This is a genomic window from Rhodococcus sp. KRD197 (assembly GCF_017168235.1).
In the GTDB taxonomy this organism is placed as follows: domain Bacteria; phylum Actinomycetota; class Actinomycetes; order Mycobacteriales; family Mycobacteriaceae; genus Rhodococcoides.
On sequence record NZ_JABFAO010000010.1, the window covers coordinates 81,006 to 93,755 of the forward strand.

Sequence of the window (12,750 nt, forward strand, 5' to 3'; positions counted from 1 at the left end):
ACGAGGGGTTTACGGATCTGCCGATCGTGCATTGTCGAAAGCGGACTTCCAGAGAGCAAAAAACGCGGCGCCCGAAGGAAACTCGGGCGCCGCGTCCTGTGTATCTGGTGCTTACTCCGGGATTCCGTTTGCCGGGGGAGTTGCGGGTTCGCCGGTGTATTCCTCGACCGGGGAGTCGCCGATGTCGGTCTGCAGCACGGGCGTGAGGTACTCGGGTACGCCGTTCTGGATCTGGAAGACGCTGGCGCCCGAGATGCCGAGGTGGCTTTCCTCGGAGTAGCGGTAAGGCGCCAATTGCGGTCCCTCGAAGTCCATTCCGCCGTCCTGGATCGCGGCGACGATGCCCTCGCGGGTCGGGTTCTCGCCCGCTGCCTGCAATGCCTGGACGAATGCGTAGGCCTGGCTCATGCCGTAGACGCGGTAGTTGGTCAGAGGTTCACCGTTACCGTGTTCGTCCCAGACTTGCTGCCACAGTTGAGTCCACGGGTTGTCGGTCGAATCGACACCGGGGATGTACTCGAGGGAGATCATGCCTTCGAGCGACTGCGCGCCGGTGACAGCGCCCTCGGAGAACCGGCCCAGAAGAGATCCGACCAGGTTCACGTCGGAGCCGATGGAGCTGTAGAACCATTCGGGGTCGTAGTTCAGTCGCATGGACGTCAGCTGACTGAGCGCGGTGTACGACGGCACGTTGAAGCCGAGTACGAGGTCGGCACCGGCTGCCTGCAGGGCCGCGATCTGCGGCGCCACATCGGTGTTGCCGGAGGTGTATCGGACAACTTCGACTATTTGGTCGTCGAGGTACTGCCGGACGGCTTCCTCGCTGTCTCGGCCGAGGTCGTCGTCCTGCAGGAACAGTCCGACTTTGGCGTCAGGCCTGTTCTCGAGCACCCAGTCACCGATGATCTTGCCCTCGACCTGGTAGTCGGGCTGCCATCCGAAGGTGTTGGGGTACTGCTCGGGGTCGTTGCCCCACATGATCGCGCCCGAGGAGACGAAGAGGTCGGGGACACCTTCTTCGTTGAGGAAGTCGACGACCGCGCTGTGAGTTGCGGTTCCGAGTCCACCCACGACGGCGAACACCTCGTCCTGCAGCACGAGTTCGTTGACCACCTGCGTCGTCGTTGTCGGGTCGTACGCGTCGTCGCGCACCACGTACTCGATCTGTCGGCCGTTGATGCCGCCCGCCGCGTTGACGAAGTCGTAATAGGCCTGCGCACCCGTCGGGATCTCGCTGTATCCCGGTGACGCGACGCCGGTGAGTGGAAAGTGGCCACCGATCTTGACCGAGGTGTCGGTGATGCCGACAGTCGATCCTTCCGAGGTCTCCTCGGTCTCGTCGCGGCCACCTGCGCCGCAGGCTGCGACGAGTGCGACTGCAGCGGTCAGCGCCGTGACGCGGGCCGCGAGTGATATCGAACTTTTCATTTCTCCCCTTTTCTGGCGAACTTTCTGGTGAATCGCCATTTTCGGTAGGAACCCACGAGGCCGAGCGGCGCGAACAAGATGACGAGAACGGTGAAGACTCCGGTCACGAGTGGGGCGAGTTCGGCGGATTGGAGGCTGGACAGCCCCAGGTCGAGGCCGAGGTTGGTCACGACGGGTGGAATGTAGGTCAGCAACGCGGCGCCGATCAGAGCCCCAGCGAGGGTTCCCAAGCCTCCGATCACCACCGCTGAGAGCAGTGTCAGCGACAACACCAGCGTGAACCCGCTCGGCGCCGCAATTCTCGACGCCATGGCGAGGACGGCTCCGGCCGCTCCGGCGCAGGCGGCGCTGACGACGAACGCGAGGATTCGAGCGCGACCGAGGTCGATGCCGGCCAGTTCAGCGGCTACCTCGTCGTCGCGAACGGCGCGCCATCGTCGACCGATGCGACTCGACGAGACGTTCGCCAGCAGGAAGAACACGACAACGAGCAGCGTCCAGCTGATGTACGAGATGAACTTGGTGCTGCTCAGGTCGTTTCCGGTGATGAAGAACATTGCGTCGTCGAGGAAGGTCGGCACCGCCGGTGAGGGGATGGTCAGGCCCTGTTCACCGCCGAGGTACTCCGAGAAGTACAGCGCGAGACCCGGTACGGCAACGGCCAGCGCCAGTGTTGCGCCGGCGAGATACGGGCCGTGTAGGCGAGCGGCCGCGACTCCGACGACGAACCCGACGAGAGTGGACACGGCAGTGGCGGCGAGCAAGACGACGGGAACCACCCAGCTGCCGTCCTGAGCTCGGAGGATCAGCGCCGCGGTGTAGGCGCCTACAGCCATGAATGCGCCGTGGCCGAGCGACAATTGGCCGTTGATGCCGGTCAGGAGGGTCAGGCCGCCGGCGGCGATCGCGAGGTAGGCGACGGAGGTCAGTTGGCTCTGCCGGAAGGTACTGACACTTTCGAGCACCGCGAAGATGACGATCAGTCCGATGACCGCGGCGACGAAGTGCCGACGAACGGGCGTTGCGGTCAGCTGCGCCCACTTCGTGGTGATACCTGTGGACGGGGACTTGGTGACGGATGTGCTCATCTCAGACCCTCCTTGCCGCGGTGCCGGCGAACAGCCCGCTCGGTCGCAGCAACAGCACGACGATGAGAATGATCAGCGCGGCGAGCGCGACCAGATCCTGGCCGAGATACCCGCTTACGAAGCTCAGACCGACGCCCATCAGTAGGCCGCCGACGACGGCACCACCCGGTGAGTCCAGACCGCCGAGAACCGCTGCAACGAAGCCGAATACGACGATCGAGTCCATGTATCCGGGGTGCACGAGCGAGCCTCCGGCGATGAGCAGACCGGCGAGCGAACCGACAACCGCGGCGAGCGCCCAGCCGAGGGTGAGCATGCGGCTGACCCGTACGCCGAGCAGTTTGGCGACTTCCTGCTCGAATGCGCTGGCCCGCATCTTCAGGCCCAGATCGGTGAAGCGGAACAGCAACACCAGTAGGCCGAAGACGATCAACACTGCGACGACCTTGAATATGTCGTACCCGGTCAGGGCGATGTTCATATCTCCTATGGTTCGGCCGGTGAGTCCGAACGGTGCTGGGAAGGAACGGAATTGATTGCCGAAGATGATCGCGGCCAAGGCGTGAATGACGATGAACAGTCCGAGCGTCAGAATGACGGCGTTGATGTGCGAGGAGCTGTCGACGAAGCGAATCACCAGGCGTTCGACGAGAGCGCCCAGGATCAGTCCGCTGACGAGCGCTGCCGCGAAACCGATCCAGTAGGAGTAGCCCGCGTCGATGACGACGAGTGCGATGTAGGTGGTGAGCATTGCCATCGGGGCTTGGGCGAAGTTGACGATGCGCGTCGAGCGCCAAATGAGCACGAGGGCGAGCGCGAAGGCGGCGTAGATCATGCCGCTCGTCACGCCGTTGAGGAGGATGGTGAGCAGTTGCTGCACTGTCGGTGGCGTCCTTTCGGTTCGTCAGAATCCGAGGTAGGCGTGGCGGAGGGCTGGGTCTTGGGCGAGTACGGTCGCCGGTCCTTCGACGGCGACCTTGCCGAGGTCGAGGACGACGGCATGCTCGGCGATGGACAGCGCACTGCGTGCGTTCTGTTCGACGAGTACGACTGTCATCGACTGCGCGTCGACGAGGGTGGCGATGATCTCGAAGATCTGAGCGACGATCTTCGGCGCTAGACCGAGAGAGGGTTCGTCCAACAGCAGCACCGACGGCGTCGCCATCAGAGCGCGACCGATCACGAGCATCTGACGTTCTCCACCGGAAAGGGTGTGCGCAGAGGATGTTCGACGCCCGGCGAGGGGAACGAAGATGTCGTAGACCTGGTCGAGGGTGACGGCGTCGTGCGCGCGGTTGCGTCCGAGTGCTCCCAGCCGGAGGTTCTCCTCGACGGTCAGTTCCGCTATGACACCACGGCCTTCGGGGACATGTGCCAGGCCTTTGCGCGACATGCGATCCGGGGAGACGCCGACGAGTTCTTCGCCGCCGAAGGTGATGCTTCCTGCTTTCGGCCGGATCAGGCCGGAGATGGTGCGCAGCAACGTGGTTTTGCCTGCACCGTTGGCGCCGAGGACCGCGGTGGTCGCGCCGGCGCGAATGGTCATCGACACCGAATCCAGGGCGGTGACCGGTCCGTATTGGACGGTGAGGTCGGTGATGCCGATCTGAATGGTGTCAGTTGTCATGTGTGACATCCCTTCCCAGGTAGGCGTCGAGGACCGCGGGGTTCTCGCGGATGTCGTCGGGCGTGCCCTGGGCGATGACCTTGCCGAAGTCCAGTACGACGATGCGGTCGCAGACACTCATGACGAGGTCCATGTGGTGCTCGACCAACATCACCGAAGCGTGCCCCACCGCGAGTGTGCGGATCAGCGTGCTCAGTTCGTCCATCTCGTCGGAGGACAACCCGGAGGCCGGCTCGTCGAGGAGTACGAGCGATGGTTTGCTGACGAGAGCGCGGGCCAGCGCGACACGTTTGCGCACCGCATAGGGCAGGCTGGGCGGCAGACGCAGGGCGTACTCGGCGATGCGGAGTTGTTCGAGGGTGGCGAGGGCCTCGGCGCGGACGGTGGCGTCGTCCTTGGAACTGCTGGGCAGGCCGAGGAGCCCGGCGAAGAATCCGGTGCGGGCGGTTCGGTCTGCTCCGATCATGACGTTGTCGAGCACCGTCATGCGGTCGAACAGTCCGAGACCCTGCAGCGTCCGACTCATTCCCAGCGCAGGCAGGCGGTGGGGTTTGAGGTTTCGGAGGATGTCACCGTTTCGGGTGATCGTCCCCGACTGGGGGCGAACGAGGCCGCAGGCGACGTTGAACAGGGTGGTTTTTCCTGCTCCGTTGGGTCCGATCACTCCGAGGACTTCGCCGGGGCGAACGTCCAGGCTGACGCCGTCGAGTGCGACGATGCCGCCGAACGATACGTCGATCGAAGCGAGTTCGAAGGCGGGGGTTGCGGTGGAACTGTCGAGCAAAGTGATGCACCTCACATTCGTGTGTGCGTTCACTATGGTCCCTGCGCACAAGACGCGATATAGGCGCAGCGCACAAAATGTTTGGGTCCTGGGACACCAGAGGTGGTCAATTCACCCATTCGAGTAGGCGTAATGCGCAAAGGTAGGGAGGTGAGCGAACCCGAGGCCGAGAACGCACCGGGTCTCCCGCCTGTCGATCGGGCCTCCAAGCAGGCGGATCAGCAGGCCATCCAGCAAGCCTGGGCGACGCTGCTGACCCGGGCCGACGCGATCGCCGACTCCATCACGCTGGCCCTCATCGAACAGGAACCGGCCTACCTCGCCTCGCCCGCGCCCGATATCGCCGTCGAAATCCGTCGCAGTACGCGTGAGCACATCCGTCAGGGTTTGCACACGTTGTCCGGTGCGCCGGCCGAGACCGACGTCACCAGGGAAGTGTGGCGTCGTACCGGCCGCGAGCGCGCCAGGCAGGAGATCCCCATGGAACTCGTGCTCAAGGCGTACACGCTCGGCTCTCGCACGCTGTGGGAGGAGCTGATGCTCGAGCGCCGACGGAACAGCTCGGTGATCGACGATCGGCTGCTGATCATTGCCGGACAACAACTGTGGCGTGCGCTGGACTCGCAGTACGAGACCCTCGTCGACGCATATCGTCGCGAGAGCGCCCGTATGCAGCAGCGCGATCTGGCCAACGCTCTCGCGGTCCTCGACGGTCTGCGCACGGGTAGGGGCGGTGATCCCGCGTTCGTTCTCGAAGCCCGCGCGACGTTGGGGTTGTCGCCATCGCAGCACGTCGCCTGCATCGTCGGGCTGCTCGACGATCACGGTGAGCCCCCGCTGCCGGCACCCGAGGACGCGCTCGACCAGATCGGCGCGGTATCGCACTGGAACATCCGCGACGGTCATCAGTTCGCCCTCGTCGCGCTCACTCGCGGTTCGTGGAAGTCGGTGGTCGACGCCTTGGCGCCGCGCGCAACCGGGAAGGTGGGCCTCGCGCACTCTCCTGACGGGTTGGCCTCGTTCGCGGCCGCCTATCGGCTGGCATCGCTGACGGCGGAGACCATCGACGGCGGGCCGGGCGTCGCGCTCGCCACCGACCGACTGCCGCGCGTGATCATGGCAGCCGACGCCCAATCATCGGAGCTGCTGGTGCATCACGCGTTGGGCGCGATGTGGACTCATCCTGCCCCGCAGCGTGAGACGTTGCTGACCACGCTCGCGTACGTCCTCGCCAACGATGGGTCGCCGACCAACGCCGCGAAGGTGCTGTATTGCCACCGCAATACAGTGATCTATCGGGTGCGGCAGATCGAGGAGCTGACGGGGCGTCGCCTCACCGATCCGCAGGACCGGTTGCTGCTGACGCTTGCCCTGGTCAAGACCGGGCATTGGGCCCATGCTGTGGGCGTCGACTGAGGTCATCGGTTCGTCCGGGTCATTCAGGTGAATGAAATCTGAAACAATCGGTAGCGAGTTGTAACGCATCACAGAACGGCGCGATAGTCGTAGTGGCTCCACACTGCTGCCCGACCCCCGACCCGGCAGCGGTGTGGGGCCTCTTGCTTTTCCGGGATCTTCGGTGCTCGCCGAGAATGTCGACGGGGTCGATGCGTAAGCTCGGCACGAAAGTTGTGAATGATGTCCGGGGGTTCGGGAGGGTCGAGAACGTGAGCGTCGGTGGAGACGGCAGCGTCGGTGGTACCGACAAGGGTAAGCACGAGAAAGAGCCGGCACCTTCGGACGAAGCATCGACACCGTCGGACGCTTCTGTTGATGACGCTTCTGTTGATGATGCTGATTTCGATGATGCTGATTTCGACGATGATGTCCCCGAACACATTGCCCCGTACGACGCTGTCACCGAGGTGATGAGTGCGATCGACCCTGACGCGCCTGCTCCCTCGGACCACACGGTTCCCGACGAGACGGTTCCCGACGCGGAAGCCGATGGCCCTGCTGTGAACGAAAACGCTGATAGTGCCGCTGTCGAGGAGAGTTCCGAGCCCGATTCGGCAGCAGACGAGACATCGACTGAGGTGTTTCCCCTGGTGACAGACTCGCCTGTCGATGAGGCCGCGGTGAACTCGGACGCGCCGACGGCAGCAGTACCCCCGGCAGCAGTGCCGCCCGCAGAAGTGCCGCCCGCAGCAGTGCCGCCCGCGGCAGGCAAACCGCCGTGGGTCAAGGTCGCGGTGCTCTCCGGCGCTGTCGTGGCCGTCCTCGCGGTCCTCTACACCGCTGACATTCTGTCGTCGAGTGGTTCGGTCCCCAGGGGCGTCACTGTCGCCGGCATCGAGGTCGGTGGACTCTCGAACGAGGACGCGGACATTCTGCTGCGGTCCGAGCTCGGTCCCCGCGTCGAGCAGCCCGTGCAGATCGACGCAGGTGAGCAGCAGCTCGAGCTGGTGCCTGCGGCTGCGGGCCTCGATGTCGACTGGGCGGCGACCCTCGATCGTGCGGGTTCGCAACCGATCAATCCGTTCACGCGCCTGATGTCGTTCTTTTCCGATCGCGAGATCGGTGTCCAATCGACCGCGGACCCGGTGGCTCTCGACGCGGCCGTCGAGTCGTTGCGGGCACAGGTCGACCAAGTACCCGTCGAAGGAGACATCGTCTTCGAAGGCGTCACCCCGGTCGCCGTCACCCCGGCCCCTGGCCGGTCGATGGACGTTGCCGGTGCCCGCGAGGCCGTCGAGACGAGGTGGGCTTTCGGTACCGTCGATGTCCCCGTCGAGATGGTGGATGTCACGGTTCATCAGGACGAGGTCGATCGGGTGCTCGCCGAGGTCGCACGACCTGCGGTGTCCGCGCCGGTGGTGTTCTCGGGGCGGGAGAACACCAATGCTGTGCTCGAGCCCGATGTCATCGCGCGGGTGCTCTCCTTCGAATCCGACGGTGAAGGCGCGCTGATACCGCGCTACGACGTCGACGCCGCCATCGGTGTACTCGCCCCGCAGCTGGCGTCTACGGAGACACCTCCCAAGGACGCGTCGTTCGCGCTCGGTGGCGGTGTGCCGACTGTCGTACCCGGAGTCGTGGGCGATCTCGTGCAGTGGCCGAGGACGCTCGAGCAGCTCCCGGTGCTGCTCGCGTCCACCGATGCGCGCACCGCGGAGGCGGTCTACGAGCCGGCGCCGCCCGAGCTGACCACCGAGCGGGCAGAGGCACTCGGCATCAAGGAAGTCATCGGTGAGTACACGACGGGAGGATTCGAGTACGCGTCGGGAGTGAACATCAGGCTCACCGCCGACATCGTGAACGGAGCCCTGGTCGAGCCGGGAGAGACGTTCTCGCTCAACGGGTACACCGGCCCCCGGGGCTACGCGCAGGGTTTCGTCGAATCGGGCATCATCGACAACGGTCGGCCCGATCGTGCGGTCGGTGGTGGCATCAGTCAGTTCGCGACCACGCTGTACAACGCGGCGTACTTCGCGGGCATGGAGGATGCCGGCCATACCGAGCACAGTTACTACATCAGCCGGTATCCGGAGGCGCGTGAAGCGACCGTGTTCGAGGGCGCCATCGATCTGCAGTTCACCAATACGGCCGAGACAGGTGTGGTCATCGAGTCGTTCGGCACCAGTTCGAACGTCACTGTCCGGTTGTGGGGCACCAAGACGGTCGAGGTGGAGTCGATCACTGGGCCCCGCAGCAATCCGACGAGCCCCAACACCATCACGCTGCCCGCGGGCAGTGGATGCGTGCCCTCTGGTGGTGGTCCCGGATTCACGGCCAGCAACACCCGGGTGATCACCGACATCGAGACGGGCAGCGAGATCTCGCGCAACACCAGAACTGTCAAGTACGACCCGATCCCGATCGTCCGTTGCATCTCCCCGGAGCCTGATCCCGCACCCGAACCCGCACCTGAACCGGCCGACGAACCGGCGAGCGATCCCGGGGACGACGAGGAATAGCCCTTGTCGCAGGCGCTACGAGATCGGTGCCGCATTGCGCCGCGGAAACTCGTATCGTGGACGCAGTGCGGTGGCCTCGGCCTGTCGCCGCACTGCCAGCGATCGCAGGAAAGGGAGCTTCTCCATGACGCTCACGCACACCGATCTCGACCAGGCGACTCTTCGTCAGGCGTATGCGCAGTTCCCTAGCGGAGTGGTCGCTATCGCCGCCGAGGTCGACGGTGTGCCCGTGGGCCTCGCCGCGAGCAGCTTCGTCGCCGTGTCGATCGATCCACCACTGGTAGCGGTGTGCATCCAGAACACATCGACGACGTGGCCCAGGCTCGAGGGGCTGCGCAGCATCGGCGTCAGCGTCCTCGGTGAGGCGCACAACGAGGCCGTCCGCACGCTGGCGGCCAAGACTGGTGATCGATTTGCCGGCCTCGATCTGCAGACCACCGAGCAGGGCGCGGTGTTCATCGGCGGTGCGACGGCGTGGCTCGATACCACCATCGATCAGCAGGTGCCCGCAGGAGATCACGTCATCGCATTGCTGCGTATTCACTCGCTCGAAGTGCAGAGCGAAATCGATCCGATCATCTTCCACGCCAGCAAGTTTCGCAAACTGCAGGCGTAACGCGCCTCGAAGACGCCGAACCCCGCCGACGACAACGGCCGCACCCCCGAGCGGGGTGCGGCCGTTGTTCGGTCGAAGAACTTGACGGGAATCAGAACGCAGCTTCGTCCAGTTCCATGACGTCGAGGTCGATGTTGCTCAGGATGCCGCGGGTTGCGGTGAGCTCGGGCAGAATGTTCTTGGCGAAGAACGATGCCACGGCGACCTTGCCCTCGTAGAACGGCTTGTCCTTGCCTTCTGCACCGTTGTCGAGTGCGGCAATCGCGATCTCGGCCTGGCGAAGCAGCAACCAGCCGATGAGCAGGTCGCCGAACGCCATGAGGAAACGCACCGATGCGAGCCCGACCTTGTACAGCTCGGTGGGCTGTTCCTGCGCGCCCATGAGGTGCTGAGTCATCGTGGTGACGATGGCCTGCACGTCCTCGAGTGCCGTGGCGAGCAGCGCGCGCTCGGCCTTGAGGCGTCCGTTGCCGGCTTCGCTGTCGATGAACGACTTGATCTGTCCCGCAACGTGTGCGAGCGCAACGCCGCGGTCGCGAGCGATCTTGCGGAAGAAGAAGTCCTGGGCCTGGATGGCCGTGGTGCCCTCGTAGAGCGAGTCGATCTTGGAGTCGCGGATGTACTGCTCGATGGGGTAGTCCTGCAGGAAGCCGGAACCACCGAGTGTCTGCAGGCTTTCGGCCAGCTGACGGTAGGCGATCTCGGAGCCGACACCCTTGACGATGGGGAGCAGCAGATCGTTGACGCGGTAGGCGATGTCCTCGTCTGCGTCGGAAACCTGCTTGGCGGTGATGGGATCCTGGTGAGCTGCGGTGAACAGGTACACCGCGCGCAGGCCCTCGGCGTACGCCTTCTGGGTCATGAGGCTGCGACGCACGTCAGGGTGATGCGTGATGGTGACGCGCGGGGCGCTCTTGTCGGTCATCTGCGTCAGGTCGGCGCCCTGGACGCGCTCCTTGGCGAACTCGAGTGCGGTGAGGTAGCCGGTAGAGAGCGTGGAGATGGCCTTGGTGCCGACCATCATGCGAGCGTGCTCGATGACGTCGAACATCTGCGCGATACCCTTGTGGACCTCGCCGACGAGCCAGCCCTTGGCCGGAATGCCGTGGCCGCCGAAGGTGAGCTCACACGTGGCGGATGCCTTGAGGCCCATCTTGTGCTCGACTCCGGTGACGAAAACGCCGTTGCGCTCGCCCATTTCGCCGGTCTCGAAGTCGAAGTGCGTGTTGGGCACGTAGAACAGGCTCAGACCCTTGGTTCCCGGTCCGGCGCCCTCGGGGCGAGCCAGCACGAGGTGCATCGTGTTCTCGAAGAGGTCATCGGAGACGGCCGAGGTGATGAAGCGCTTGACGCCCTCGATGTGCCACGTGCCGTCTTCCTGCTTGATCGCCTTGGTGCGGCCTGCGCCGACATCGGATCCGGCGTCGGGCTCGGTGAGTACCATCGTGGCACCCCACTGGCGCTCGACGATGATCTTGGCCCATTCCTTCTGCTGCTCGGTGCCGTTGTGGTAGAGCACGTTGGCGAAGGAAGGTCCGGCGGAGTACATGAAGGCTGCGGGCTGCGCACCGAGCAGCATCTCGTTGATGGCCCAGCCGAGGCTGCGCGGTGCGGGGATGCCACCGACCTCCTCATCGAGGCCGACGCGCCACCACTCGCCGTCGTAGAGCGCCTTGAACGACTTCTTGAAGGAGTCGGGCAGCTTCAGCGTGTGCGTCTCGGGGTCGAACACGGGAGGGTTGCGGTCGGCGTCCGCGAAGGACTCCGCCAGCGGACCCTCCGACAGGCGCACTACCTCGCGAAGCATGTCGCGGGCGGCTTCGCCGTCCAGGTCGCCGAAGTTGTCGCCCGAGAGGGATTCGTCGAGCCCGAACAGCTCGAAGAGGTTGAACTCGAGGTCCCGAAGGTTGCTCTTGTAATGGCCCATTGCGCGTTCGCTCTCCAGTCGGTGGTGCGGTCTCGTGAGTACCGCCCAAGTTAGCTACTCGTCGGTAACATATGTGGATATTACCCTCGTTCATTCCCGCTGCCAAGGCGGGACCTACTGGCGAGTAGTAACGAATCGATAGCGTTTCCGCTCTCGAGCTGTCGTACGCGTTGTTCGCACACTCGAATGTCGACGAAATCTCCCACGTCTGCAGCCAAATCATCTGGTGTGTAGAGGATTTCGGGGTCCTGCGGGCCACCCACCCCTTTCGTGATGTTGGCGGTGTGGTGACCCAGAATCATGAGGATTCCGTCAGGTTTGAGGGCGCTGACTGCGGCGCGAATCACAGTTCGGCGTTGCTCGGCCGGTAGGTGGAGGTAGAGCACCAGGGCGAGGTCGTACTGCGGATCGGGTGCGATCTCGGTCACATCGGCGTGTACCCAGGTCAACCGGTCACGTACCGATTTCGGGGCGCGCTCGGCAATTCGGTGCCCTTTTCTCAAGCCCACGGCGGAGAAGTCCACTGCCGTGACCTCCCAGCCTCGAGTCGCCAGCCACAGCGCGTTCCGACCCTCGCCCGACGCGAGATCCAGCGCCCGTCCACGCGGCAATGCCGTCGCGAACTCGACCAGAACCTGATTCGGAGGTGCGCCGTAGACGAGATCGTGTGCCGAGTACTTCGCATCCCATGCTTCGGCGTCCATGGTTCGAGTATGCGGCTTCGGGCGCACGATAGCCTGTGCGGGTGAGCGACAAATCGGACATGCACCTGGCCAGGGACCTGGCGGTGTCGGCGATGCGACTCGTCCGACGACTCCGTCTGCGGCACGCCGGGGACACCGTTCCCGTGGCTCAGCTGTCGATTCTGACGACCATCCTTCGGGACGGTCCGATGACCACCGGCGAACTCGCGATGCGAGAGCGGATCAAGCCGCCCTCGATCTCCAGGTCGTCACATGCGCTGGTGCAGATGGGCCTGCTGGAACGGGTTTCGCATGCCACCGACCGACGCCAGGTGCTGCTGACGTTGACGGAGAGAGGTCGAATCATGGCGAGCGAGGACATCGCCGAACGGGAGCGGCTATTGGCCGATCAATTGGGTGCGCTCACACCACAGCAGCGTGAAACCCTGGCCCGAGCTGCCGACATCGTGAACTCGATCGTCGAACGGGTCGAGTGAACCTATCGGTCGTGTTGGAGAGTCTCGTCGATCTCACTGGTGTCCCAGCACCGAGTGGAGCCCAGTTCCTCGGTGTCGGCACGCCTGGAGACGCGGCCGAGGACGACGGCAACCAGCAATGCCATCACCATCCAGATCGCTGCGCCTATCAGTAGTACGGTCACAAAACGTTTTTAGCACTCA

At 64.4% G+C, this 12,750-nt stretch carries 12 protein-coding genes; 4 read left to right on the forward strand and 8 right to left on the reverse strand.

What is annotated here, in order from left to right:
• Positions 1–111: 111 nt before the first annotated feature.
• The 5 genes from J1M86_RS15215 to J1M86_RS15235 are packed head-to-tail and all read right to left on the reverse strand — an operon-like array spanning position 112 to position 4,927.
• A complete protein-coding gene (locus tag J1M86_RS15215; protein ID WP_206510528.1) occupies positions 112–1,428 on the reverse strand; it encodes an ABC transporter substrate-binding protein in 1,317 nt (438 codons plus the stop codon).
• Entirely contained in the window at positions 1,425–2,516 is a 1,092-nt protein-coding gene (locus J1M86_RS15220) for a branched-chain amino acid ABC transporter permease (protein WP_206510529.1), read from the reverse strand. The genes J1M86_RS15215 and J1M86_RS15220 overlap by 4 nt, the downstream gene beginning before the upstream one ends.
• A 1-nt stretch (position 2,517) precedes the next feature.
• On the reverse strand, positions 2,518–3,396 hold the full coding sequence (locus J1M86_RS15225) for a branched-chain amino acid ABC transporter permease (protein ID WP_206510530.1): 879 nt from the start codon (positions 3,394–3,396) through the stop codon (positions 2,518–2,520).
• A 24-nt stretch (positions 3,397–3,420) separates the two neighbouring features.
• Positions 3,421–4,143: an ABC transporter ATP-binding protein gene (locus J1M86_RS15230; protein ID WP_206510531.1), complete on the reverse strand. Its 723-nt coding sequence runs from the start codon at positions 4,141–4,143 to the stop codon at positions 3,421–3,423.
• Positions 4,133–4,927 carry an ABC transporter ATP-binding protein gene (locus tag J1M86_RS15235; protein ID WP_206510532.1) on the reverse strand — a complete coding sequence of 265 codons (795 nt, stop codon included), beginning with the start codon at positions 4,925–4,927 and terminating at the stop codon, positions 4,133–4,135. The genes J1M86_RS15230 and J1M86_RS15235 overlap by 11 nt, the downstream gene beginning before the upstream one ends.
• A gap of 150 nt (positions 4,928–5,077) precedes the next feature.
• On the opposite strand from J1M86_RS15235, the gene J1M86_RS15240 reads away from it, so the two are divergent.
• The 3 genes from J1M86_RS15240 to J1M86_RS15250 all read left to right on the forward strand — a co-directional run bounded on the left by J1M86_RS15240 (position 5,078) and on the right by J1M86_RS15250 (position 9,460).
• Positions 5,078–6,343: a helix-turn-helix domain-containing protein gene (locus tag J1M86_RS15240; protein WP_307786651.1), complete on the forward strand. Its 1,266-nt coding sequence runs from the start codon at positions 5,078–5,080 to the stop codon at positions 6,341–6,343.
• Positions 6,344–6,594: 251 nt separating this feature from the next.
• Positions 6,595–8,844 carry a VanW family protein gene (locus J1M86_RS15245; RefSeq protein WP_307786652.1) on the forward strand — a complete coding sequence of 750 codons (2,250 nt, stop codon included), beginning with the start codon at positions 6,595–6,597 and terminating at the stop codon, positions 8,842–8,844.
• Between the two features lie 124 nt (positions 8,845–8,968).
• On the forward strand, positions 8,969–9,460 hold the full coding sequence (locus tag J1M86_RS15250; RefSeq protein ID WP_075840363.1) for a flavin reductase family protein: 492 nt from the start codon (positions 8,969–8,971) through the stop codon (positions 9,458–9,460).
• A 91-nt stretch (positions 9,461–9,551) separates the two neighbouring features.
• Here J1M86_RS15250 and J1M86_RS15255 read toward each other — a convergent pair whose 3' ends face one another.
• Positions 9,552–11,387, reverse strand: coding sequence for an acyl-CoA dehydrogenase (locus J1M86_RS15255; RefSeq protein ID WP_075840362.1), 1,836 nt, complete (start codon positions 11,385–11,387; stop codon positions 9,552–9,554).
• A gap of 80 nt (positions 11,388–11,467) precedes the next feature.
• Positions 11,468–12,091, reverse strand: coding sequence for a bifunctional 2-polyprenyl-6-hydroxyphenol methylase/3-demethylubiquinol 3-O-methyltransferase UbiG (locus J1M86_RS15260; RefSeq protein ID WP_075840361.1), 624 nt, complete (start codon positions 12,089–12,091; stop codon positions 11,468–11,470).
• 41 nt (positions 12,092–12,132) lie between these two features.
• Here J1M86_RS15260 and J1M86_RS15265 point away from each other — a divergent pair, with 41 nt between their 5' ends.
• Entirely contained in the window at positions 12,133–12,567 is a 435-nt protein-coding gene (locus tag J1M86_RS15265) for a MarR family transcriptional regulator (protein ID WP_083667996.1), read from the forward strand.
• 2 nt (positions 12,568–12,569) lie between these two features.
• On the opposite strand, the gene J1M86_RS15270 is transcribed toward J1M86_RS15265, so the two are convergent.
• Positions 12,570–12,731: a hypothetical protein gene (locus J1M86_RS15270; protein WP_187346816.1), complete on the reverse strand. Its 162-nt coding sequence runs from the start codon at positions 12,729–12,731 to the stop codon at positions 12,570–12,572.
• Positions 12,732–12,750: the final 19 nt, after the last annotated feature.

Bases quoted from the DNA above. Each gene is read 5' to 3' on its own strand.
- J1M86_RS15250 (WP_075840363.1), top strand. From the start codon at position 8,969: ATGACGCTCACGCACACCGATCTCGACCAGGCGACTCTTCGTCAGGCG.
- J1M86_RS15220 (WP_206510529.1), bottom strand. From the start codon at position 2,516: ATGAGCACATCCGTCACCAAGTCCCCGTCCACAGGTATCACCACGAAG.
- J1M86_RS15255 (WP_075840362.1), bottom strand. From the start codon at position 11,387: ATGGGCCATTACAAGAGCAACCTTCGGGACCTCGAGTTCAACCTCTTC.
- J1M86_RS15215 (WP_206510528.1), bottom strand. From the start codon at position 1,428: ATGAAAAGTTCGATATCACTCGCGGCCCGCGTCACGGCGCTGACCGCT.
- J1M86_RS15260 (WP_075840361.1), bottom strand. From the start codon at position 12,091: ATGGACGCCGAAGCATGGGATGCGAAGTACTCGGCACACGATCTCGTC.
- J1M86_RS15230 (WP_206510531.1), bottom strand. From the start codon at position 4,143: ATGACAACTGACACCATTCAGATCGGCATCACCGACCTCACCGTCCAA.